The 20,700-nt window shown below is 68.4% G+C and carries 24 protein-coding genes; 11 read left to right on the top strand and 13 right to left on the bottom strand.

Annotation, left to right across the window (positions count from 1 at the left end; all coding sequences use genetic code 11):
- Positions 1-234: 234 nt before the first annotated feature.
- Positions 235-681: a MarR family winged helix-turn-helix transcriptional regulator gene (locus AC1DYG_RS18005; protein WP_477641237.1), complete on the bottom strand. Its 447-nt coding sequence runs from the start codon at positions 679-681 to the stop codon at positions 235-237.
- Between the two features lie 164 nt (positions 682-845).
- Between AC1DYG_RS18005 and AC1DYG_RS18000 the strand changes: the two genes are divergently transcribed.
- The 8 genes from AC1DYG_RS18000 to AC1DYG_RS17965 all read left to right on the top strand — a co-directional run bounded on the left by AC1DYG_RS18000 (position 846) and on the right by AC1DYG_RS17965 (position 7,103).
- Entirely contained in the window at positions 846-1,412 is a 567-nt protein-coding gene (locus AC1DYG_RS18000) for a PadR family transcriptional regulator (RefSeq protein ID WP_477641236.1), read from the top strand.
- Positions 1,391-2,866: a DHA2 family efflux MFS transporter permease subunit gene (locus tag AC1DYG_RS17995; RefSeq protein WP_477641235.1), complete on the top strand. Its 1,476-nt coding sequence runs from the start codon at positions 1,391-1,393 to the stop codon at positions 2,864-2,866. The genes AC1DYG_RS18000 and AC1DYG_RS17995 overlap by 22 nt, the downstream gene beginning before the upstream one ends.
- Before the next feature lie 5 nt (positions 2,867-2,871).
- A complete protein-coding gene (locus tag AC1DYG_RS17990; protein ID WP_477641234.1) occupies positions 2,872-3,492 on the top strand; it encodes a hypothetical protein in 621 nt (206 codons plus the stop codon).
- Positions 3,493-3,496: 4 nt separating this feature from the next.
- Positions 3,497-4,726 carry a pyridoxal phosphate-dependent aminotransferase gene (locus tag AC1DYG_RS17985; RefSeq protein ID WP_477641233.1) on the top strand — a complete coding sequence of 410 codons (1,230 nt, stop codon included), beginning with the start codon at positions 3,497-3,499 and terminating at the stop codon, positions 4,724-4,726.
- Complete coding sequence (locus tag AC1DYG_RS17980) at positions 4,726-5,136, top strand: fluoride efflux transporter FluC (protein ID WP_477641232.1); 411 nt, start codon at positions 4,726-4,728, stop codon at positions 5,134-5,136. The genes AC1DYG_RS17985 and AC1DYG_RS17980 overlap by 1 nt, the downstream gene beginning before the upstream one ends.
- Positions 5,137-5,191: 55 nt before the next feature.
- On the top strand, positions 5,192-5,557 hold the full coding sequence (locus AC1DYG_RS17975; protein ID WP_477641231.1) for a fluoride efflux transporter FluC: 366 nt from the start codon (positions 5,192-5,194) through the stop codon (positions 5,555-5,557).
- Between the two features lie 96 nt (positions 5,558-5,653).
- Positions 5,654-6,637 (top strand): helix-turn-helix transcriptional regulator, encoded by a 984-nt coding sequence (locus AC1DYG_RS17970; protein WP_477641230.1) that lies wholly within the window; start codon positions 5,654-5,656, stop codon positions 6,635-6,637.
- A 13-nt stretch (positions 6,638-6,650) separates the two neighbouring features.
- On the top strand, positions 6,651-7,103 hold the full coding sequence (locus AC1DYG_RS17965; RefSeq protein ID WP_477641229.1) for a VOC family protein: 453 nt from the start codon (positions 6,651-6,653) through the stop codon (positions 7,101-7,103).
- Between the two features lie 28 nt (positions 7,104-7,131).
- Here AC1DYG_RS17965 and AC1DYG_RS17960 read toward each other — a convergent pair whose 3' ends face one another.
- From AC1DYG_RS17960 to AC1DYG_RS17940, 5 genes are all read right to left on the bottom strand, one after another.
- The gene (locus AC1DYG_RS17960) at positions 7,132-8,211 is read right to left on the bottom strand and encodes a LacI family DNA-binding transcriptional regulator (protein WP_477641228.1); all 1,080 of its coding nucleotides are present in this window, start codon (positions 8,209-8,211) and stop codon (positions 7,132-7,134) included.
- Complete coding sequence (locus tag AC1DYG_RS17955; RefSeq protein ID WP_477641227.1) at positions 8,195-9,604, bottom strand: glycoside hydrolase family 13 protein; 1,410 nt, start codon at positions 9,602-9,604, stop codon at positions 8,195-8,197. The genes AC1DYG_RS17960 and AC1DYG_RS17955 overlap by 17 nt, the downstream gene beginning before the upstream one ends.
- 26 nt (positions 9,605-9,630) lie before the next feature.
- Positions 9,631-10,449: a carbohydrate ABC transporter permease gene (locus AC1DYG_RS17950; protein ID WP_477641226.1), complete on the bottom strand. Its 819-nt coding sequence runs from the start codon at positions 10,447-10,449 to the stop codon at positions 9,631-9,633.
- A complete protein-coding gene (locus tag AC1DYG_RS17945; RefSeq protein ID WP_477641225.1) occupies positions 10,446-11,294 on the bottom strand; it encodes a carbohydrate ABC transporter permease in 849 nt (282 codons plus the stop codon). Before AC1DYG_RS17945 ends, AC1DYG_RS17950 begins: the two co-directional genes overlap by 4 nt.
- A gap of 149 nt (positions 11,295-11,443) precedes the next feature.
- On the bottom strand, positions 11,444-12,727 hold the full coding sequence (locus tag AC1DYG_RS17940) for an ABC transporter substrate-binding protein (protein WP_477641224.1): 1,284 nt from the start codon (positions 12,725-12,727) through the stop codon (positions 11,444-11,446).
- A gap of 176 nt (positions 12,728-12,903) precedes the next feature.
- On the opposite strand from AC1DYG_RS17940, the gene AC1DYG_RS17935 reads away from it, so the two are divergent.
- Together AC1DYG_RS17935 and AC1DYG_RS17930 are read left to right on the top strand one after the other, a co-directional pair.
- Positions 12,904-13,908, top strand: coding sequence for a hypothetical protein (locus AC1DYG_RS17935; protein ID WP_477641223.1), 1,005 nt, complete (start codon positions 12,904-12,906; stop codon positions 13,906-13,908).
- A gap of 30 nt (positions 13,909-13,938) precedes the next feature.
- Entirely contained in the window at positions 13,939-14,124 is a 186-nt protein-coding gene (locus tag AC1DYG_RS17930; protein WP_477641222.1) for a hypothetical protein, read from the top strand.
- A gap of 39 nt (positions 14,125-14,163) precedes the next feature.
- Here AC1DYG_RS17930 and AC1DYG_RS17925 read toward each other — a convergent pair whose 3' ends face one another.
- From AC1DYG_RS17925 to AC1DYG_RS17915, 3 genes are all read right to left on the bottom strand, one after another.
- Positions 14,164-14,676, bottom strand: a complete 513-nt coding sequence (locus AC1DYG_RS17925; protein ID WP_477641221.1) for a hypothetical protein — start codon at positions 14,674-14,676, stop codon at positions 14,164-14,166.
- Between the two features lie 119 nt (positions 14,677-14,795).
- The gene (locus tag AC1DYG_RS17920; RefSeq protein WP_477641220.1) at positions 14,796-15,491 is read right to left on the bottom strand and encodes a hypothetical protein; all 696 of its coding nucleotides are present in this window, start codon (positions 15,489-15,491) and stop codon (positions 14,796-14,798) included.
- 1 nt (position 15,492) lies between these two features.
- Positions 15,493-15,933 (bottom strand): SgcJ/EcaC family oxidoreductase, encoded by a 441-nt coding sequence (locus AC1DYG_RS17915; RefSeq protein WP_477641219.1) that lies wholly within the window; start codon positions 15,931-15,933, stop codon positions 15,493-15,495.
- A gap of 91 nt (positions 15,934-16,024) precedes the next feature.
- On the opposite strand from AC1DYG_RS17915, the gene AC1DYG_RS17910 reads away from it, so the two are divergent.
- Positions 16,025-16,654, top strand: a complete 630-nt coding sequence (locus AC1DYG_RS17910; protein ID WP_477641218.1) for a TetR/AcrR family transcriptional regulator — start codon at positions 16,025-16,027, stop codon at positions 16,652-16,654.
- A 663-nt stretch (positions 16,655-17,317) separates the two neighbouring features.
- Here AC1DYG_RS17910 and AC1DYG_RS17905 read toward each other — a convergent pair.
- The 4 genes from AC1DYG_RS17905 to AC1DYG_RS17890 form a co-directional block, all read right to left on the bottom strand.
- Positions 17,318-18,043, bottom strand: coding sequence for a maleylpyruvate isomerase family mycothiol-dependent enzyme (locus tag AC1DYG_RS17905; RefSeq protein WP_477641217.1), 726 nt, complete (start codon positions 18,041-18,043; stop codon positions 17,318-17,320).
- 37 nt (positions 18,044-18,080) lie between these two features.
- The gene (locus AC1DYG_RS17900; protein WP_477641216.1) at positions 18,081-18,704 is read right to left on the bottom strand and encodes a TetR/AcrR family transcriptional regulator; all 624 of its coding nucleotides are present in this window, start codon (positions 18,702-18,704) and stop codon (positions 18,081-18,083) included.
- A gap of 243 nt (positions 18,705-18,947) precedes the next feature.
- A complete protein-coding gene (locus AC1DYG_RS17895; RefSeq protein ID WP_477641215.1) occupies positions 18,948-19,859 on the bottom strand; it encodes an ATP-binding protein in 912 nt (303 codons plus the stop codon).
- Between the two features lie 317 nt (positions 19,860-20,176).
- Positions 20,177-20,578 carry a nuclear transport factor 2 family protein gene (locus tag AC1DYG_RS17890; RefSeq protein ID WP_477641214.1) on the bottom strand — a complete coding sequence of 134 codons (402 nt, stop codon included), beginning with the start codon at positions 20,576-20,578 and terminating at the stop codon, positions 20,177-20,179.
- Positions 20,579-20,700 lie beyond the last annotated feature (122 nt).

Below are 20,700 nucleotides of genomic sequence, written 5' to 3'. Positions count from 1 at the left end.
ACGGCGAGACCCGCGTGGTGCGCCGGACCACGACCCTGCCCGTGCGTAACATCAAGGCGGACCGACCGTGGACGGACCACTCAGTTTCCTAGGCCAGGTGTAAAGCATCACCTGACACAGATCCGTTAAGGATCAACTGAGACTCGGCAAACCGTTCTCGGGTGAAGCGCAACCTTGTCCCTAGACCCGATAAAGGTGAGCGGGGGGTGGGTCGGGGGAGGGTTGGGGGGCAGCTCAGGGGGCGGTGTCGTTGAGCAGTCGCAGGAGCCGGGCGAGGTCGGAGACGTCCTGCGCCTCCCAGTTCGCCAGCCGTGCCCGCAACCGCTCCCGCCGACCGGACACCGAACGCTCGAGGGCTTCGGCGCCGGCGGTGGTGAGGCGCACCTGCCGGGCCCTGGCGTCGGCCGGGTCGGCGACGCGCTCGATCAGGCCGAGGTCTTCCAGCGTCGTGAGGTTCCGGCTCGTCGTCGACTTGTGCAGGCCCAGCAGGTCGGAGATGTCGCCACCGCGAGCGCCGCCCGCGGTGGCGGCCAGGTCGCGGATGGCGACCAGCACGGCATACCCCGCGGAGTCGAGGTCGGGGTGCACGTCCGAGGCGGTGCGCTGCTGCGCGCTGCGGGCCCGGAGCAGCAGCCTGCTGAGCTCGATCTCGAGTTCGCCGAGGTCCGACGTGGGCACCATGCAGGGAGCCTAGGGCAGCACGCACTGGACGGGGAGTTGACCGCGGTGGACGGGGCGTCGACCGTCGCGCACGGAGTTGACCGTCGCGCGAGGGCGCGTCTATATTCCGCGTGGAATATTTCAGGCGGAACGATGCCGACCGAACAGACGCGACCAGGACCCCCATGCCCCTCTCCCCGCTGGCCATCTCGGCGCTGGCACTGCTCAACGAGCGCGCCATGCACCCCTACGAGATGTACCAGCTGCTGCTCGAACGCCACGAGGACCGCATCGTCCGGGTCACCCCCGGCTCGCTCTACCGCACCGTCGAACGCCTCACCCAGGACGGCCTGGCCGAGGCGACCGGCACCGCCCGCGCGGGCAACCGGCCGGAACGCACGACCTATGCCATCACCCCGCTCGGCCGCACGTCGCTAGTCGAACGGATCCGCCAGATCCTGCGCGAGCCCGTCAACGAGTTCCCGAGCTTTGCCCTCGCCCTGGCCGAAGCACACAACGCGCCAGCCAGTGCCGTCTGCGCCGACCTGCGCGACCACCTCAAGGTCATCGACGGCGAGCTGTCGGACATCGACTGCCTCGTCGACAAGGCCAAGGCCAGCGAGATCGCCGAGGCGTACTGGATCACCGCCGACTACATCCGCCACATGACCGTGGCCCAGCAGGACTGGATCACCGGTTTCATCACCCGACTCGAGAAAGGCGACCTGTCATGGCCGCACCCACAACCCTGACAACCGATCTGCCCGCCGACTACCGCCCGTGGCCGGCCCTGTGGGCGATGGTGATCGGGTTCTTCATGATCCTGGTCGACTCCACGATCGTGTCCGTCGCGACGCCGGCGATCATGCAGGGCCTGGCCGCCGACGTGAACTCGGTCATCTGGGTCACCTCTGCCTACCTGCTCGCGTATGCCGTGCCGCTGCTCATCACCGGCCGGCTCGGCGACCGGATCGGGCCGAAGTACGTCTATCTGAGCGGGCTGGCCCTGTTCACGCTCGCCTCCCTCTGGTGCGGCCTCACGGGGTCGATCGAGATGCTGATCATCGCCCGCATCGTCCAGGGTGTCGGCGCCTCGCTGATGACGCCCCAGACGATGGCCGTCATCACCCGCACGTTCCCCGCGGCCTCCCGCGGCCAGGCAATGTCCCTGTGGGGCGCCACCGCCGGCGTAGCGATCCTCGTCGGGCCACTGGTCGGCGGCCTCCTCGTCGACGGCCCCGGCTGGGAGTGGATCTTCTTCATCAACATCCCGGTCGGGATCGTCGCGTTCGTGCTCGCGGCCCGCCTGGTGCCCACGCTGCAGACGCACAGCCACTCGTTCGACTGGATCGGTGTGGCCCTGTCGGCCATCGGCATGTTCCTCATCGTCTTCGGGATCCAGGAGGGCGAGACCTACGACTGGGGCACCATCACCGGGATCATCTCCGTGCCGCTGCTCATCGCCGCGGGCATCGTGGTCTTCGGGCTGTTCGTCTACTGGCAGAGCCGGATCCGCACCGAGCCCCTCGTGCCACTCGGGCTGTTCCGCGACCGCAACTTCTCGCTGTCCAACATCGCCATCACGTCGGTCGGCTTCGCCATCACGGCGATGGCCTTCCCGTTCATGCTCTATGCCCAGGTCGTCCGCGGCCTGACACCGACCCAGTCGGCCCTGCTGCTCGTGCCGATGGCGGTGCTGGCGGGCGCGCTGTCCCCGGTCGCGGGCCGGCTCATCGACCGCATGCACCCGCGGGCCATCACGGCGTTCGGGCTGGCGCTGTGCTCGGCCGCACTGTTCCTGCTCAGCCGGGTGACGACGACGGACAGCCCTACGTGGCTGCTGCTCGTGCCGATGGCGCTGATGGGTGTCGCCAACGCGTTCATGTGGGCACCCCTGGCCGCCACCGCCACGCGCAACCTGCCGATGTCCTCGGCAGGCGCGGGTTCAGGCATCTACAACACGACCCGGCAGATCGGCGCCGTCCTTGGCAGCGCAGCCATCGCGGCGCTGATCGAGGCACGGCTGACCGCCAACCTGCCCGGCGTGCCCCAGGACATGTCGCAGCGCACGTCCGGCGTGAAGCTGCCTCCGCAGCTCGCCGACGGCTTCGCCAGCGCGATGTCGCAGGCGCTCCTGCTGCCGGCAGCCGTGCTGCTCCTCGGCGTGGTCGCCGCCCTCGCCTTCACCAAGCCGACCCACTCCTGACCGCGGTGGCGTCCGGGCAGCGACTGCGCTTCACGGGCGCCATCGCCGGGGTCGGCTCGACCAGCGGGGTGCGTTTCGTCGTGGGTCGATGGCTGGCGTCGCCACTGGGGCCGTTCGCCGACGTGATGGTCGAGGACGCGTCCGGCCATCGCACGCTGCTGGCGCCGAGCGACGCGGTGGCTCAGTTCGTCACCGAGACCTACGAGTTCGACGAGGTCTGCCTGACACCCGTGTCGGTGACGGTGAGCGAGGCGGGCTGGGACGTGCGCGCGGGTGACCACCTCGCAGCATACCTGTCCGTGGGGAGGCGGATGCCGCTCGGCTGGCTGCTGCGCGCGGTGCCACCTCGGATGGCGACCAGCACCGCCTGGGCGAGCCTGGTCGACCCGGTGGCCCGGATCGCGCTGCGCGGGGTGCGGACCCGAGGAGTCGCGATGGAGGGTCGCCGCGAGTGGTACGGCGCCACGGACCTGCATGGTGTGACGGCGCTGTCCGGGACCTGGCGCGGCACTGCCCTGGGTGACCTGGCCGACGTCGACCCACCATGCCGCTTCGGTTTCAGCTCCACGCCGACTCGCCCGGGGGTGACCAGCGTCGTGACGACGGTCGAAGTGCTGGGACACTGAGGCCGTGCGCCGAATCACGCAGTCCCGCAAGCTCCATCAGGTCCGCTACGACGTCCGTGGGCCGATCCTCGAGGAGGCCCAGAAGCTCGAGGCCGAGGGACACAAGATCCTCAAGCTCAACATCGGCAACCCGGCGCCGTTCGGCTTCGAGGCGCCCGAGGCGATCCTGCAGGACATGGTCCACCACCTGCCGAACTCGCAGGGCTACAGCGACTCGCGTGGCATCTACTCCGCCCGCACGGCCGTCGCGCACTACTACCAGTCCCGTGGCCTGACCGACACGCACGTCGACGACGTCTACATCGGCAACGGCGTCTCGGAGCTCATCTCGATGGTGCTCACCGCCTTCGTCGACGAGGGCAACGAGATCCTCGTGCCGGCGCCCGACTACCCCCTGTGGACCGGCGCCGTGACGCTGGCCGGCGGCACCCCGGTCCACTACCGGTGCGACGAGTCCAACGGGTGGAACCCGGACCTCGCGGACATCGAGTCCAAGATCACCGAGAACACCCACGCCCTGGTGGTCATCAACCCCAACAACCCGACCGGCGCGGTCTACAGCGACGCGATCGTCCGCGGGATGGCCGACATCGCCCGCCGCCACAACCTGGTCCTGATGTCCGACGAGATCTACGAGAAGATCCTCTTCGCCGACGAGGTCAACCAGCCGGTCCACCACCACACCGCGACCTTCGCGGGCGACGACGTGCTGTGCCTGACCTTCAGCGGGCTGTCCAAGGCCTACCGGGTCTGCGGCTACCGCGCCGGCTGGGTGATGGTGTCGGGGCCCAAGGAGCTCGCCGCCGACTTCCTCGAGGGCCTGACCCTGCTGGCCAACATGCGAATGTGCGCCAACGTCCCCGGACAGCACGCGATCCAGACCGCGCTCGGCGGCTACCAGTCGATCGAGGAGTACATCCACCCCGGCGGCCGGTTCTACGAGCAGAGCAAGACGGCCTGGCGGCTGCTCAACGAGATCCCGGGCGTCTCGTGCGTGGAACCCCACGGTGCCCTCTACTGCTTCCCGCGGCTGGACCCCGAGGTCTACGCCATCGAGGACGACCAGGCCTTCGTCATCGACCTGTTGCGCAGCAAGAAGATCCTGGTCACCCACGGCACCGGCTTCAACTGGTTCGAGCCCGACCACTTCCGCCTGGTGACGCTGCCCGACGTCGAGGTCCTCACCGAGGCGATCGGGCGAATCGCGGACTTCCTGGAGACCCAGCGCGACTGATGCGCCTCGTCCGGGCTGGTGACGCTGGGCTGCTCGGGGCTGTCGCCGCGGGCGGTGTGCTGGGTTCCCTCGCCCGGTATGCCGTGGGGCTGGCGCTGCCGCACGTGTCCGGCGCCTTCGCGTGGTCGACCTTCCTCGTCAACGTCACGGGGTCGCTCGCGATGGGCGTGCTGGTGGTGTGGGTGCTGTCGATGGCCCGGCCGCACCCGTGGCTCCGGCCCTTCCTCGGGGTGGGTGTCCTGGGGGGCTGGACGACCTTCTCGTCCTACGCCCTGGACCTCCACGCGATGGTGCAGGTGGGGCACGGACTGGTGGCCGCGGCATACCTCGTCGGGTCGTTGGTCGTGGGCATAGTGGCCGTGGGGCTGGGCATCAGCGTGGGCGAGCGGCTCTTCGGGCGGCGACCGTGACCGGCACCGCAGCCCTCTCATGCAAAAGGCGAGTTAGCGCCGCCAGGAGGCCCCGATGACGGGCACCGGCGCGCTGCTGGTGCTGGCCGGGGCCGCGGTCGGTGCGCCGCTGCGGTTCGTCGTCGACCGGTGGGCGCGGGAGCACTCCCGGGCCGGGACCATCCTCGGGACGCTGGTCGTGAACGTCGTGGGGTCGTTCGTCCTTGGTCTCGTGGCGGGGGTCCCCCACCCTGCGGACTGGCTGATGCCGTTGGTGGGGATCGGGTTCTGCGGTGCATTGACAACGTTCTCCACGCTGGCCTTCGAGGTCTGGGTGTTCTTCGAGGAACGGGCCTGGCGCCCGTTCGCCGCCAACCTGGCCCTTACTCTCGGCCTGGGCCTGCCAGCCGTCTGGCTCGGCTACTTCCTGGGTTCGTTGTAAACACGCCGGGGTTTCGCGGCGCGTTTACATCGAACCGGAGCGTGTGGGAGCCGATTCCGGCCACTTTCTGACCGCTATCTCGGGCATTCTGAAGTCGTGGCCAACACCAGCTCCCGCACCCTGCGACTGCTCTCGTTGCTCCAGACCCACCGGTTCTGGGCGGGGCCGGAGCTCGCCGACCGGCTCGAGGTGTCCGAACGCACCTTGCGCCGCGACGTCGAGCGGCTACGCGAGCTCGGCTACCCCGTTGACTCGGTGCGCGGGGTCGAGGGCGGCTACCAGCTCGGGGCCGGCGCGACGATGCCGCCGCTGACCGTCGACGAGGACGAGGCCATCGCGATGGTGGTGGCGCTCAACGGGGCTGCCCAGCTGACGTCGGGCGCGTTGTCGGAGGCGTCGGTCAGCGCCCTGTCCAAGGTCGTGCAGGTGCTGCCGCCCAAGCTTCGTCGGCGCGCCGAGGCACTGCGGGCGGTGACCGACGACTCTCCCTTCTCCGAGGCTCCAGCAGTGCACGCCGAGGTCCTTGCCGCCGTCGCCCAGGCCACGCGTGACACCGAGCGCATCCGGTTCACCTACCGCGCGCGAGGCGGCCAGGTCGCCGGCGCGGAGGTCCGTCGCCACGTCGAGCCGCACCGCCTGGTCACGGTCGGTCGGCGTTGGTACCTGCTCGGCTACGACCTGGACCGACAGGACTGGCGCTCGTTCCGGCTGGACCGCCTCAGCGAGCCGTTCGGCACCCGAGCAAGGTTCCGGGCCCGCGACATCCCGGGAGGCGACGCGGCGGCATACGTGCGAAAGGGCCTGTCCCACCACGAGACCGGGCTGGTCGTGCGCGCCGTGGTCCACGCGCCCGCCGACCAGGTGGAACCGCGGACGGGTCGCTGGGGCCGGGTCACGCCGATCGACGACTCGTCGTGCCGGCTCGAGATCGACGCGGTCAACCCGCAGTGGGCCGCCTTCGGGCTCGGGGTGATCGACGCGCCGTTCACGCTCGAGGTGGTCACGCCGGAGCTGAGCGCGCTGCTTGCCGAGTGGTCCGGACGATTTGGCACGGCTGCGGCGAGCGTCGGGGGCCGCTGACACACTCGGTCCCATGACCACGTGGCAGCTGACCATCGACTGTTCCGACTCCTCCAGACTCGTGGAGTTCTGGTGCGAGGCACTCGGCTACGTCCCCGAACCCGCCCCTGACGGCTGGGACTCGTGGCTCGCCTACTGGCGCGCCGCCGGCCTACCCGAGGAGGACCTGGTGGGTGCGGAGAACGGCAGCGGCGCGATCGTCGACGCTGCCGGCGTGAGGCCGCGCATCTGGTTCCAGGAGGTGCCGGAGCCGAAGGCGGGCAAGAACCGTCTCCACCTCGACCTCAGGCACACACCGGGACGCGAGGCGATGCCGTATGCCGAGCGGAGGGTGAGCGTGGACGCGGAGGTCGAGCGGCTGGTCGCCCTCGGCGCGACGATGGCCTACGTCAACGCGCCGGAGGGCGCCGACTACTACGCGCAGACGCTGCGAGACCCCGAGGGCAACGAGTTCTGTGTGGTGTGACAGTTGCGTGGTGTGACGGGCCGAGTCCCTAGCCTGCGTCGATGGTGGGGGGCGGGGCGGTGGACTCCCTGACGATCAGGGAGGTGTGCAGCTTCTGGTGCGGGTGGCGAGCGTTGCCTCGAATGGCCGCGACGAGGAAGTCTGCGGCGACACGCCCCTTGGCCTCGATGGGCTGGCGCACCGTCGTCAACCGAGGCCGCAGCCAGACCGCCTCCGGCTGGTCGTCGTACCCGGCGACGGACACCTGGGATGGCACATCGAGGCCGAGTTCGTACGCGGCATCGAGTACCCCCGCGGCCAGGATGTCCGACAGGGCGAAAACGACGGTGGGGCGGTTCTGCTCGTCAAGGATGCGCAGACCCGCCTTGTAACCTTCGCGCCGAGTGCAGGGAGCTTCGACGATCTGGAGCCCGACGTCGTCGCTGCTGAGGCCGGCGGCAGCCAGAGCGTCGTCGATGCCAGCCATCCGACGTCCCAGGGGACCTCGGAAGCCCTCGGGGCCGCGGTCGTGGCCGGCATCCGGCCCTGCGTCGAAGGCGAGCACGGTGATGCGGCGGTGCCCCAGCTCGATGAGGTGCGCCATCATGGCGGCGGCACCGCTGCGGTCGTCCACCTCCACGCTCGGGAGGTTCTCCGTGCTCTCGCTGTCGACAAGAACGAACGGCACCCCGCGACGCTCCAGCTCCGCGACCTCGCCGCGGTCGCGCTCGAGCCCGGCCACGATGAAGCCGTCGACCGCGGCATACGGGATGGCCTCGAGCATTGAGTTGCGAAGCGGCGGGGCCAGCAGAAGGGTATAGCCCTCCTCGTTGCACACCTGTCCCACTCCAATGAGGAACTGGGCGTAGTAGGGATTCTCCATGGCTTGTGAGATGTCTTGCGGCAGCAGGATTCCCAACGAGTGGGTGCGTCCGTTGACGAGCATCCGCGCCAGCGGGTCCGGGCGATACCCCACCTCGGCAGCAATGCGCAGGATCTTGTCCCTCGTCGCCCCGGACAGCCGGGACGGGTCGTTGAACGCGAAGGACACCGAGGTGCGGGAGACCCCCGCGGCCTCGGCGACCTCCTTCGACGTGGCCCGCTTTGGTCCCTCAGTCGAGCCGGACAACCGAAACCCCCGTCCCGGGCACCCGGATGGCGTCGCACTCCACCCGTTGGCCCGTCAGTAGATCTACTCCCCCGCGGCCGGCGTGGCCTTGGATCGCAATGCAGTCTTCGGTCCTCGCGCGGTTCGCAACGACGAGCACGTCGCCCTCCTCGTGGTGCCGCAGCCTCACGATGGTGTTCTCCGACGCCTGGACCGTCGACTCGCTGCCCCGCCGCAGCGCGATGTTGTCGCGACGCAAGCGGGCCAGCGTGGTCAGCCACTGGAGAAGCCCGAAGTCCCAGGTCTGTTCGTCCCACAGCATCGCACCACGGCAGTCGGGATCGTTGAATCCCGTCATCCCGACCTCATCGCCGTAGTAGACCATCGGGGCTCCCTCAGCGGTGAACAGCAGGGCGTAGGCCAGCTTGGCGGCCGACACGTCGCCACCGACGTGGGTCAGGACACGCTCGGTGTCATGGCTGCCGAGGAGGTTGAGCATGAGCCCCTTGCGGTCGGCCGGGATCTCGTTGTCGATAGCCGCGAGCTCGGCGGCGAAGGCCTCACCCCCGCCGCGCCACTCCGACACGAACGAGAGGATGGCATCGCGGAGGCGGTAGTTCATCGCGGCGTCGGAGGTGGCGCCGGTCGTCCACTCGGTGGCCTTCTCCCACACCTCAGCGACGATGTACTGGGAGGGGTCGTGGGCCTTGACCACCGCACGGAACTGCTCCCAGAACGGCTCGTTCTCGAGCATGTAGGGGACGTCGAGGCGCCACCCGTCGATCCCCGCGTTCATCCACTTCTGGACGGCCCCGAACAGGTGCTCGCGAACCTGCGGGTTCTGCACGTTGAGCTTGGGCAGATACCAGCAGCCGGAACAGGTCTGGTAGTTCGGGACCGGGTGAGGAATGACCGGGAAGTCCTGAACGAGGAACCAGTTGACGTACTCCGACTCTCCCTCCTTGGCGATGACGTCCTGGAAGAAGGGGTGGTCGTAGCCGCAGTGGTGGAACACCGCGTCGAGCAGAACGCGGAGGTCCTTGTCATGCGCGGCTTCGAGAAAGGTGGCGAATGCCGCCTCCCCTCCGAGCCGCGGATCGATGGAGTGGTAGTCCGTGGCGTCGTAGCGGTGGTTGGTCGACGAGCTGAACACCGGCGTCAGGTAGAGCGCGTTGACCCCCATCGCCTCGAGGTGTCCGAGCCTGCGCGTGATGCCCGGCAGGTCACCTCCCATCATGTTGTCGCGGGTGGGTGCAGTCCCCCAGGGAACGACGCCATCCGGGTCCGTCGCAGGATCCGCGTTGTCGAAGCGCTCCGGGAAGATCTGGTAGAACACGGCGTCGCGGACCCAGTCGGGGCCGGGTAGCTCGCCGACCCCCTTCGAGGTGGCGGTGCTCGAGTCGGTCGAACTCACAGGGGAGGGCGTTGACATGGGGGCGTTCACTCCTTGACTCCGGTCGCGGCAAGTCCGCGGACCAGGCTTCGTTGCAGGTAGAGGAAGATGACGATGGCCGGGGCGGCCGCGATGACCGTGCCCGCCATCAGGTAGTGCGGATAGGGCCCGTACTTGCTCGTGAACGCGGCGAGCCCGAGCTGGATCGTGCGGTACTCGTCGTCGCTCGTCACGAGCAGCGGCCAGAGGAAGTCGTTCCACGCGAACAGGAAGCTGAAGACCGCGACGCTGGCCAGGGCCGGCTTGCACAACGGCAGCAGCACCTTGGTGAGCACCTGAATCCGGTTGGCCCCGTCGATGCGCGCAGCCTCGTCCAGCTCCCGCGGGAGCGACATGAGGTAGCTGCGCAGCACGACGATCCCGAACACGTCCGCAAGTCGCGGCACGATGAGCGCGGCGTAGGTGTTGAACCAGCCGAAACGGATCACCAGGTCGAACGCCGGCAGGATCGTGAGGAACGTCGGCACGAGCATCGTGGCGACGAGGCCGAGGAAGACCGCGTTGCGCCCTGGGAACCGAAGTCGCGCCAAGGCGTAGGCCGCGAGCGTGTCGAGGACGAGGTGGCCCAGGACGATTCCGCCGGCCATCACCACCGAGTTGAGGTAGTAGCGGGCAAACGGAGCGGCCGCGAGAGCCTGCGGGAAGTTGCCCCACTCGAACTGCGCGGGAATGAAGTACGGCGCCACGTTGACCTTGTCGACGGTCTTGAGGCTGGTCGTCAGCATCCACGCGAAGGGGGCCACCACAGCAAGACTGATGACCAGTAGCACCACGTGCCGCCCGACCAGCCGAAGCGGTGCCCTCATGACTCTCCCCGTCCACCGAGTCGCCACTGGATCCAGGTGAGGGCGAAGACGAGGGCGAACCCGGCATACGCGATGGTCGCCCCGTAGCCGAACTGGCCGGTGACGAACGCCGTCCGGTAGACGAGGAAGCCGACGACCTCGGTGCCGCCCAGCGGCCCACCGGCGGTGAGCTGGTAGACGAGGTCGAAGCTTTGGAACGTCGTCACCAACGCCTGGACGACGACGAAGAAGGTCATGGGTGCGAGGAGAGGGACGGTGATGTGCCGCATCCGTTGCCACGCGCTGGCGCCGTCGAGAGAAGCCGCCTCGTATACCTGGGCAGGAATGGTCTGCAGCGCAGTGAGGTAGAGGACGGTGTTGAGCCCCAGCTGCTTCCAGACCGTGAGGAGGGTCAGACTCACCAGGGCCAGGTGCGGGTCACCCAACCAGCTCGGCGACCCGAGGCCCACGGCCGACAGGCCGGCGTTGACCGGACCGGAGACGTCGAACAAATAGCGCCACACGGCGGCCGCCGCGATCGACGAGGTGACCACGGGGAGGAAGAACGCGGTCCGGTAGACGGCCCGGCCCCGGAACGCCGCGTTGAGCAGGGTCGCGCCGCCGATGCCGGTGAGGACACTCAGCGCGCACACCCCCAGGCCGTAGAGGGCGGTGACGAGCATCGAGTTGCGGAACGACGCGTCCTCGGCCAGCTTCACGTAGTTGTCGAGACCCACGAAGGGCTTGTCGGGAGTGAGGCCGTCCCAGTCGGTCAGGGAGAGCAGGCCCGTCGAGACGAGCGGGTAGACGACGAACAGGCCGATGACGACGAGTGCAGGGGCCAGGCACAAGGCTGCGGTGAGCACCTCACCCCGGTTGTACCGCGTCCGGGTGCGGAGGGGGGCTGGCGCTTCCGCAGGCGTCGCCACCCTGGACGACGGAGGCGTGGTGGGCAGGCCGACGGCGTCTCCTGGGGGAGGAGACTTCACCATCGACGCGCCCACCACGCGGTCCGTCACTTGCCGGCGAGGATCGTGTTGACCTCGGACTCGGCGTCCGCCAGGGCGGAGTCGATCGACTTGCCGTGCAGGGCCTGCTCGATCTGCTTGGCGAAGGCGAGGGACACCTGCGGGTAGAGCGGCGTGGCCGGACGAGCCTTGGCCGTCGGAAGCGCGTCGACGAACGGCTGCAACTCGGGCAGCGTGGTCTTGACGAACTCCTTGTATGCCGCCGAGTCCGCGACGGACTTGCGCACGGGCAGGAAGCCGGTCTTCTCGCTCCACGTCAGGTTCTGTGCCGGGTCGACGAACCAGGTCAGGAAGTCAGCGGCGGCCTTCTGCTCGGCCTTGTCCGGAGCGAACACGACAGCCTGCTCGCCACCCATGTTCGTGGCCGGCTGGCCGTCCGCGGGGTGGGGGATCTGGGCCACGCCGAAGTCGAACGGGGGCTTGGGCTTCCAGATGCCTGCCATCCACGAACCCTCCTGGGCCGAGGACGCCTTGCCCTTCTCGAACTCACCCCATGGTGCGAGGGGGCTGTCCTTGGTCTTGACCAGGTCGACCCAGTACTGCAGGGCCTTCTTGCCCGACGCGGAGTTGAACGCGGCCTTGGTGTTGTCGGCGTTGAGGAACTCCCCGCCCGCCTGCCACAGCGACACCTGGAAGTTCCAGGTCACGCCCTCGCCGTCGGTGCCGGGCGTCGTGAAGAGCTCGAAGCCGGGCTTGCCGGTCTTGGCGCGGATCTTCGCCGAGGCGGCCTGCACCTCCTCCCACGTCTTGGGCGGGTTGGCGGGGTCGAGGCCGGCCTTGCTGAAGTCGGTCTTGTTGTACATCCAGGCCAACGTGTTCGAGGAGACCGGGATGGAGACCTGCTTGCCGTTCTGGCCGCCGAACTTGAGCATCTCGGGGTAGACGTCCGACCAGGTGGCCGCGGGCACGAGGCCCTTGAGGTCGACCGCCTTGCCGGTCTGGGCCATCCGCGGCACGGTGACGAGGTCACCGATCACTACGTCCGGAAGGGTGCGCGACTGCGCCGCCGCCTGCAGCTTGGTCAGCAGGTCGGCACCGGGGACGTTGACGAGCTTGATCGTGGTGTTGGGGTGCGCGCCTTCGTACGTCTTGGCCATCGACGCGAAGGTGTCAGCGTTGTTGCCGTCCCAGTAGTGCCAGACGGTGAGCTCTGCCTTGCCGCCGGACGAGGAGCCGGCATCATTCGTGGCCGTGCCGCCACACCCTGCGGTGGCCAGGACGCCCACCACGGCTGCGATCGCGACGGCGCCTCGGACAGACTTCGTTGTCATGTGATCCTCCGGTTAGTAAATCGTGTTACTAATCGCACACCTTCACCCCCTTCGGGCGCCTTGTCAAGAGGGTTGACCCACCTCGTCGTGACGAGTTTGTCCTGCCCGACCTCCGCACCCAGGTGCGACCAGCGTGGTGTGGCCGGACCGGCGCGGCCACCTGAGAGGCTGGGACGGTGCTGACGACCAACGACATCGCCAAGTGCGAGAACTGGTTCGAGGACCATGGCCTGCCCTACTTCGTCGAGTCAGGGCACGAGGCGATCCAACGAGCGCTGGCTCCTCGCATCGTCGGCTTGTGGGCACTGGCTGCCATCGTCCCGGCCGTGATCGTCACCGTCCTCGCACTCAACCTCAACCTCTCGGGCGGCGAGGCCGTCGCGGCGGGCCTGCTCGTGGCGGCGGTGGTCGGGCTCGGCCGGGCCGTCAGGGTCTTCCGCGTCGGACGGATCGGCCGCTGGGCGCTGGCCCACGCCTGGGAGAACCGCTCGCTGATCGGACCCCTGGCCACGCGGGCGCTGCCGTTCCTGCTGCTGTTCATCACCTTCCTGTTCATCAACACCGAGGTGTGGCAGGTCTCCTCGGCACTGCCCCGTCCGCTGCTGTGGGCCTGCGTCGGCATCTTCGCGCTGCTCGCCGTTGCGTTCCTCGCGCCGTCGTTCGCGAGTGAGATCGAGCGGGTCGGCGTCGAGGTGGAGGGCGAGCGGCTGGCGTCCACCTGCCAGGGGACCCCGGTGGCATCGGCTGCGCGGGAGATCCTGTCCGAGCCGCACCTCGCCACGGAGGTCGCGGGCATCCGGCTGCCCAAGCTCCAGCGTCGAAACCTGATGCTGATGCTGTTCATCGCGCAGGCGATCCAGATGCTGTCGCTGGTGGTGATCGTGTTCGGGTTCTTCGTGGTGTTCGGGTCGATAGCGATCCGGCCCAGCGTCATCGAGGCCTGGGTCGGCCGGAGGCCGCACTACACAGGCCCATTCCATGTCATCAGCGACGAGCTGTTCTCGGTGGCGGTGTTCCTGTCGGCGTTCGCTGGCCTCTACTTCACCGTCCAGGCCGTCATCGACCAGAACTACCGCCGCGAGTTCTTCACCCGGATCCAGGACGACCTCCAGCGCGCCATCGGCGTCCGCAAGGTCTACGTGGCGCTTCGTGCCCACCTCGCCACCCCGCGCGCGGACTGACCCGGCCCCGCCACGACGTAGGCTCACGCTGTGAACCGTCGCGTCTCGCTCGTCATCGGTGTCGTGCTCGTCCTGATCGGAATCGTCTGGACCCTGCAGGGCCTCGACATCCTCGGCGGGAGCCGCATGAGCGGGGTGGGGATCTGGGCGGTCATCGGGCCCTTCGTCGCCCTGATCGGTATCGTCGTCACCCTCGGCGCGCGTCGCCAACGCTGACCGCTTCGGTATGCCGGTCGGCCGCGACCACGGTTCGCGTCAGGCCACACCCTGGTCGATGATCCGCCACGGGTCGGTGTCGCCTCGTCGCACGAGCAGATAGCCCCAGGACATCTGCTCCCCTTCGGGGATCGTGATGTCGGGAGCGTGGATGGTCCGGAAGGTGACGGCCACCCGCACCGCCTGCCCCCACCCCTCGGCTGCCGTGCCGCCACTGACGGACTCGGGCGTGGCGGTGGCGACCCCGATCTCGCTGACGGTCCAGCGGCTGTCGAACCTGGATCGCCTCAGGTGGTCCCTCACCACGAGAGCGTTGATGGTGTCGACATCCCACGCGTTCATGGCCTCGAGGTAGGTCTGCACCACCTGTTCGGGGCTGGCGCCGACCGGCGGCATCGCGACGTTCTCGCTCGGACCTGTCGACCTCAACCACAGCGCCGCGCCCAGCAGGAGCAGGACAACCAGCGCACCCGAGAACCAGCGCGCACGAACCCGCCCACCCGCGACTGAGTGCGTCCGCGCTCGCGTTCCGGACTCGGTGCCCTGCACCATCCCCGCAGTGTGGCAGCCCACCGGCCGTCCGGCTGCTCAGTCAGCCGCTCCACCACTCATCTCGGCACAGACACTCAGGCCCGCCTGACGTCCGGGCGGGCCTGAGCTGTGGAGTCGCCTCACCGGTGCAGAAGGCGCACTCCGGTCCCGATCAACCAGACCGCCAGCCCCGCCTGGAATGGGAAGAGCGCCGTGTATGCCGTGTTGCCCGTCGCGACGACGAGGGGCGCCGACGCGGCATACCCGAGTCCGCCGATAACGGCGACCACGGCGAGGCTCCACGCCGGCCGCGTGCGGGCGGCCCCGGCCACAAGTACCGCAACCACCGCGCCCGAGATCCCGACCAACGGAGCTGAGGTGACCTGCAGGAGCTCGTGGAGATCGAGGACCGGCGTCGCCTCGTGGTGCTCCAGCGCGTGGGCTTCGCCTGCGGCGAGGAGGTGCGGGAGGACTTCGACCGCACCGAAGACCCAGGCGATCGAGGCTGCCGGAAGCCACCGCTGGACGGTCGGGCCGAAGGTGTGGTGTCGCCAGGCCACGACGAAACCTGCTGCGCTGAGGGCGCTTCCGACGAGGAGGACCCAGTGCGCGAGCGCCCACGTCGGGCTCTCGAACATGGCCAGCAGGTGCGCGTCGATGGTGTCGCCGTGGCCGTGCGGGTGGAGCTGACCGCCGAGTGCGATCCCCAGACCGCCAATGGCGAACAGGATCGCGACGAGGCGACGGTCGGCGCGCTCGGGGGCGGGGTCGATCTGCGTCGAGTCGCTGGAACTGGCTTGGCTCGCGTTCGCGGCCTCGATGGCAGGGGTGCCCATCTCAGGCCATCACGAGGGTGTTGTGGGTGGAGACGATGCGCCACGAGCCGTCGGACTGGCGGACGATGACGCTGGTCGACATGGCCTGGTGGACGCCCGCGAGGGGGCCTGCAGGGCTGTCGAGCGTGTTGGCCGAGAGCGCGAGGACGACGTCGGCAGCGAGGGACTCGGCGCGGACCAGCTCCATCCGGTTGACGCTGCCGGCGTAGATGGTCGCGAAGATCCCGGCGTGCCCAGCAGCGATGGCCTCGGTCCCGGTCAGCTGGACGCCGCGGATGGTGATGAACGAGGCGTCGGTGGCGTAGACGTCGCCGAAGGCCGCTCCGTCGGCGGCATTCCAGGCGGACTCGAGGAGGGCGAGTGCCTCGGTCGCCACGGTCATCGCCTCCGAGGTCCGAACCTCGTCGGTCCCGGCCTCGGTGGTCAGGGTGGGTGCGTTCATGTCGTGCTTCCTTTCGCTGAGTTTATCTTGATTCATTAGTGCATCACTCAGTGAATATAGAACAACTCAGCGAACCTGTACAGTGGTTGTCGTGACGACTTCTCGCACCTACCGATCGGAGCTCCGGGAGCAGCAGGCCGAGCGCACTCGTGAACTCATCGCCGCGGCGGCCCGTGAGCGCTTCCTCGACGGCGGCTGGGCAGGGACGAGCGTCCGGTCCGTGGCCCACCTGGCCGGGGTGTCCGAGGCGACGGTCTACAACGCCTACGGCAGCAAGGCCGGACTCGCGAGCTCGCTCATCGACGCCGCCGAACAGAGCGCGGACGTCCGCCGTGTCGTGGGGGAGCTGACGGAACACGAGGGCAACCCGGTCGAGCAGCTGCGGGCATTCGTGGCCTTCGACCGGCGACTCTTCGAGCTGGGGGGCGACGTGCTGCGCGTGGTCGCCGAGGCGCGCCGCCAGCACCCGGAGCTCGGCGTGGCCTACGAGGAGGGTCGGCGGAGGGGCGAGACCGAGCGCGCGAAGGTCCTCGGCTCTTGGCGCAAGTCGTTGTGGCGCAAGGGGATCAACCTCGCCAGGGCGCTCGACATCTACGCAGTCGTGGTCTCGGTGGAGAGCTTCGTCATCGCCACGGAGGAACGCGGGTGGACCGGCGACCAGGTCGAGCAGTGGTGGCACACCACCCTCGTCGAGCTCCTGTTCAACCCCGACCGCGCTTAGCCCCCCGCGATCCCCGTTCGCGCCGCCGGAATGCGCGTGACCAGGACGCTATGCATTGCCCCACACCTCTGGGGCAATGCATAGCGTCGCCAGCTCAGCTCAGCTGTGCGGGCGGGACGAGTAAGGCCCCCGCCGCGTTTCCGCGAGCGGGGGCCCCATCGTCTGTCTCAACTCAGAACTTCTGGCCGCCGTGGCAACCGAGTGCGCCCGAAGGGATTCGAACCCCTAACCTTCTGATCCGTAGCAATTCGCGGCCGACGACTGGCCATGACTCTGCGCGACCTAATCAGTGCCATCAAGACGCATCGCCGCAGGTCAGGGCACTGGAGACGGCTGGAGTCGTCGCCACGCGGGTGTTGTCGGATCGTTACCCAACTTGCTGCCTGGGGACTTCTTGGGCCCCTTCTTGAGCCCGCTCGGACAGGGCCCACCGCGGCGTCAGGCCCCGACCGGTCACTAGGAAGAAGCGTCAGCCCGTCACCCTTGTCTAGGCCGTTGGCGCTAAATCCGGTGGCCGCGCTTCGGGAAGCCGGAGCGTGGTGCCACCGGCCGCCCGGTTTACGGATTAGGCGCGGAATGGAACATTATCTGCATGGCGTCGGATGAAGCGTTCGTGGGCACTGCGGAGGCGGCGCGCTGGTCGGCTCGCTGTCAGTTGCACAACTAGAAGGGCACCGCCACCTCGAGAAGGTCGCTCGTCACGGTGTGCTGCGCGGTGCGTCCGGACAGGACGCGGCAGAAGTCGACGGCGTCGAGCGTCAGCTCGGGCCCGCTCTCGCCCTTGGAGAATCTGCCGCCTGCTGGGCCGGTCAGGTCCAGGAAGAACGGGCGGCTGTGCCTGTCAGCCCACTCCTGGACGACGTCGGCAACGACCAGACCGTCGTGGTCGGGGGTCAGCACCGGTGCGCGCCCGGTCGCTCGGCAGATGTCCATTCGGTGCATCCAGGGGTCTCGAGTCAGGATCGTGTCGATCAGGTACCCGTTCGTCCAGCGCTCGGTCCTGCCGGCGACGTCCTGAGGGTCTGGCAGCTTCATCCGACGTATCAGGGTGGGAGTGCGCCGGCGCCCGCGTGCGGCGCGTGGGCCGATCGTGGCGAACCGGTCGACGAGTTCGCCGGTGGTGAGGTCGGCATGTTCCTGGACTTGCAAGGCGGTGAGGGCGTCCAGAGGGACGCCGCCGCGACGCTTGGACACCAAGGACTGCCGGAGGGTCTCCTTCAAGCCGGTCGCCATGAGCGCCATCCCCGTTGTGTGGCCAGCCATCGCTCTTACGTCCCACTGCGGACAGTCGGTGGGCTTAGTCCAGTCGCCGGGCGACAGAGAGCGCAGCAGGTCGAGGAAGCGGTGGTACTCGGTCTCCGCGAGCTGCATCGCTACTTCGCGGTCCATTCGTGGCCGTCGCGGCCCGGTCGCAGTTTGTTGATGGTCAGCGTTCATCGGGTCTTCTTCTTCCGTGTTTGTCCGGTCCGACTTCTGCGAGAAACATGTCCACAGCGCGCGGCAGGAGCCGACGCCAACGCTCGCCGCCCGGGTCGTTCGCGTTCTGCTGACTGGCCAATCCCGCGAGGATCCCGGTCCACAGGTCGGCGGCGTCGGGGTCGGTGATGCCGATGCGGTCCAAGATGCGGTGTAGCCGCTCGATGGCCTTCACGGCGAACGCGTAAGCCTCGGCGCTTGGCGTGAAGCCAGGGATCGGGCGCTGGTTCATCAGTGCATTCCGCTCCGGGTCCGCCGCCATGGCGTCGAGCCAGGTCGTCGCGACAGCCAGCAACGCGGCGCGCGGCTCCTCGGGGAGATCTGGCTCGAGCGCCGCCGCCGTCGCGTCGAACTCAGCCCACGCCTGCCCGAACATTGCATCGACCATCGTGAACTTTGAGTCGAAGTGCCCGTACAGCGAAGGCGCGCGCATGCTCACTCGCTCCGCGACGCTGCGCTGAGTGAGTCCCGACCAGCCCAGCTCGCCGACCACCGCCCACGCGGCGTCGAGGATCTCGTTCCGTGTGCCGCGTCGACGACGTGCGACCCTATCTGCGTTCGGTTTGCCTAACACGGTTAGGAGTGTGCGCCTTATTGACGGTCTGGTCAACGGGAAACCGCACCGTGGGACCACCCGGCGGGGCGACGACGTGGGCTATGCATCGCCTCGTTGGCTGGACGACGCAGGGACGCGCAGCGTGGGCGTCCGTGTCCCGAAGGTGCTTTCCCGGAGTCAGCGGCCGCCTTGCGGGTGCACTGACGCGGGATGACGCGGCCGGTCAGGGTGCAATTGCGGGGTGGCGGCTGGACACAGTGCTCACTGGGATTGCTGCGCCGGCTCGAGCACGAACCACACGGCCATCCCTCCTGCGTCCAACAGGGACCCCCACCTCGAGGAGAACGCGTCCACGAGCTGCAGCCCACGACCGTGGACTGCCAACGGGTCCTGACTAACGTGGCTGGGGTCGACGACGACGTTCGAGCCGCTATCACGGACGGTCGTGGTGAGCACCCCTTCGTCGAGGACGAGACGAAGCTCGCAGCCGGCATCGGTGTGGATCACGGCGTTGGTGACCAGCTCGCTCAGGCACAGGAGGGCGCTGTTGATCGTGGCCTCGTCGACGCCCCATGCGGTAAGGGTTCTGGACGCGAAGTGGCGCGCGTCAGCGACTGCTCGGGGGTCAGCAGCGACGGAGTAGGTGGCTGCGTGCGCGCCCTCGGGCACAGGCTCTGCCTCTAGGGACATGCTGGCACGGGTGGTGGCGCGCTGGATCCGGCGTAGCTCGCGGCCCAGCAACGCCCCCAGGTTCTTCAGGTCCATACGCTGTGGCTGGTCGAAGGGCTGCGCTGTATCGAAGTACAACGCAAAGCCACCGAGAACGTGGCCGGCCGCGACGATGGGGACCGTTGCCAGCGCTCGCGTGAACGGGGGCTGGCGGTCAGTGAACAGGCGATAACGGCGAGCCAGCTCGGCCAGTGACCCCAGCACGGCTTCCCCGGTGCGCACGGTGTGCGTCAGCGGGACGTCCTCATAGGCGTCAATCTCGCACCACGGGACGCCGCTACCGCCGGCGCGGTCACTCGCGGTGAACAGCAGCCGTCGCCCACCGCCCTCCGCGAGTGCCAGCCCCGCCCGATAGGCGCCCGGCACATCGGCCAGCTGGGCGAGCGCGGACCGCGCCCACGTCTCCCCCTCAGGGACGGGTCTGCTTGCGACGTAAGGCGCCACCCCCGCAGGCTATCGACGCCCCACCGAAGCCCGAAACCCTACGCGAGTACCTATCGCTTCACATCACAAACCGTCGTGGGCCGGTGAGGACGTTTGATAGGCAGCCAAGAGGCGGCGACGCACCCGGACTCGCACTCTCATGCCGATGAGCGGGCGCGGCAATCTAGGTGGCTTCACGCCGCTCGCGACGTCTCTCGCGGTTATGCCTTAATCGGTGAAGGGGCACCCGGACCCCCCTCCACGCACGTCTGCGCCATTCCATGCCCGGCTCGCCCGTCCAGTAGCAAAGGCACTCCAACTGGCCCGGATCAGACATCTCAGAACATCCCGTTGTCGTTGGCTGACGATGATGGAAGCACCTGCAGCACGTCCCAGTGCTCGACGACCTTCCCGTGCTCATCGAGGCGGAAGATGTCGATGCCCGCGTAGTCCTCGCTGCCGGGCCACGTCTGGCGGCAATGCAAAACCACGTGTTCGCCCTCCGCGATGGAGCGGATGACCTCAACGTGCTTGCCCGGGTAGTCACGCGCCATGCGCTCGAAGTAGTCGATGAACGCTTCCTTGCCGTCGCCTACGTGCGGATTGTGCTGCCGGTACTCCGCCCCGGCGTAGCGCTCGATGGCCTCGCGGGGCTTGCACTCGTTGAACATCAACTCGTAGAACATCAACTCGTAGAACATCTTGACGTTCTGCTTGTTGCGCTCCAAGTCGTTCGTCATGGTGACACCTCCGTCGCGTGAAACAGTTTCCGTTCCGGCATCCCACGCATTCCCTCGCCGAAGCGCGGGGCCGCTATGTCACACGACCGGATCTGCCACAGGTCGCGCGGTCTCGGACTAGC

Source organism: Pedococcus sp. P1_H8 (assembly GCF_056405175.1).
This window is presented reverse-complemented; position numbering and strand designations above follow the sequence as displayed.

Coding starts and splice junctions, on each gene's coding strand:
- AC1DYG_RS18005 (WP_477641237.1), bottom strand. CDS start 681: ATGGTGCCCACGTCGGACCTCGGCGAACTCGAGATCGAGCTCAGCAGG.
- AC1DYG_RS18000 (WP_477641236.1), top strand. CDS start 846: ATGCCCCTCTCCCCGCTGGCCATCTCGGCGCTGGCACTGCTCAACGAG.
- AC1DYG_RS17995 (WP_477641235.1), top strand. CDS start 1,391: ATGGCCGCACCCACAACCCTGACAACCGATCTGCCCGCCGACTACCGC.
- AC1DYG_RS17980 (WP_477641232.1), top strand. CDS start 4,726: ATGCGCCTCGTCCGGGCTGGTGACGCTGGGCTGCTCGGGGCTGTCGCC.
- AC1DYG_RS17975 (WP_477641231.1), top strand. CDS start 5,192: ATGACGGGCACCGGCGCGCTGCTGGTGCTGGCCGGGGCCGCGGTCGGT.
- AC1DYG_RS17965 (WP_477641229.1), top strand. CDS start 6,651: ATGACCACGTGGCAGCTGACCATCGACTGTTCCGACTCCTCCAGACTC.
- AC1DYG_RS17950 (WP_477641226.1), bottom strand. CDS start 10,449: ATGAGGGCACCGCTTCGGCTGGTCGGGCGGCACGTGGTGCTACTGGTC.
- AC1DYG_RS17940 (WP_477641224.1), bottom strand. CDS start 12,727: ATGACAACGAAGTCTGTCCGAGGCGCCGTCGCGATCGCAGCCGTGGTG.
- AC1DYG_RS17925 (WP_477641221.1), bottom strand. CDS start 14,676: ATGGTGCAGGGCACCGAGTCCGGAACGCGAGCGCGGACGCACTCAGTC.
- AC1DYG_RS17920 (WP_477641220.1), bottom strand. CDS start 15,491: ATGGGCACCCCTGCCATCGAGGCCGCGAACGCGAGCCAAGCCAGTTCC.
- AC1DYG_RS17915 (WP_477641219.1), bottom strand. CDS start 15,933: ATGAACGCACCCACCCTGACCACCGAGGCCGGGACCGACGAGGTTCGG.
- AC1DYG_RS17905 (WP_477641217.1), bottom strand. CDS start 18,043: ATGGACCGCGAAGTAGCGATGCAGCTCGCGGAGACCGAGTACCACCGC.
- AC1DYG_RS17890 (WP_477641214.1), bottom strand. CDS start 20,578: ATGACGAACGACTTGGAGCGCAACAAGCAGAACGTCAAGATGTTCTAC.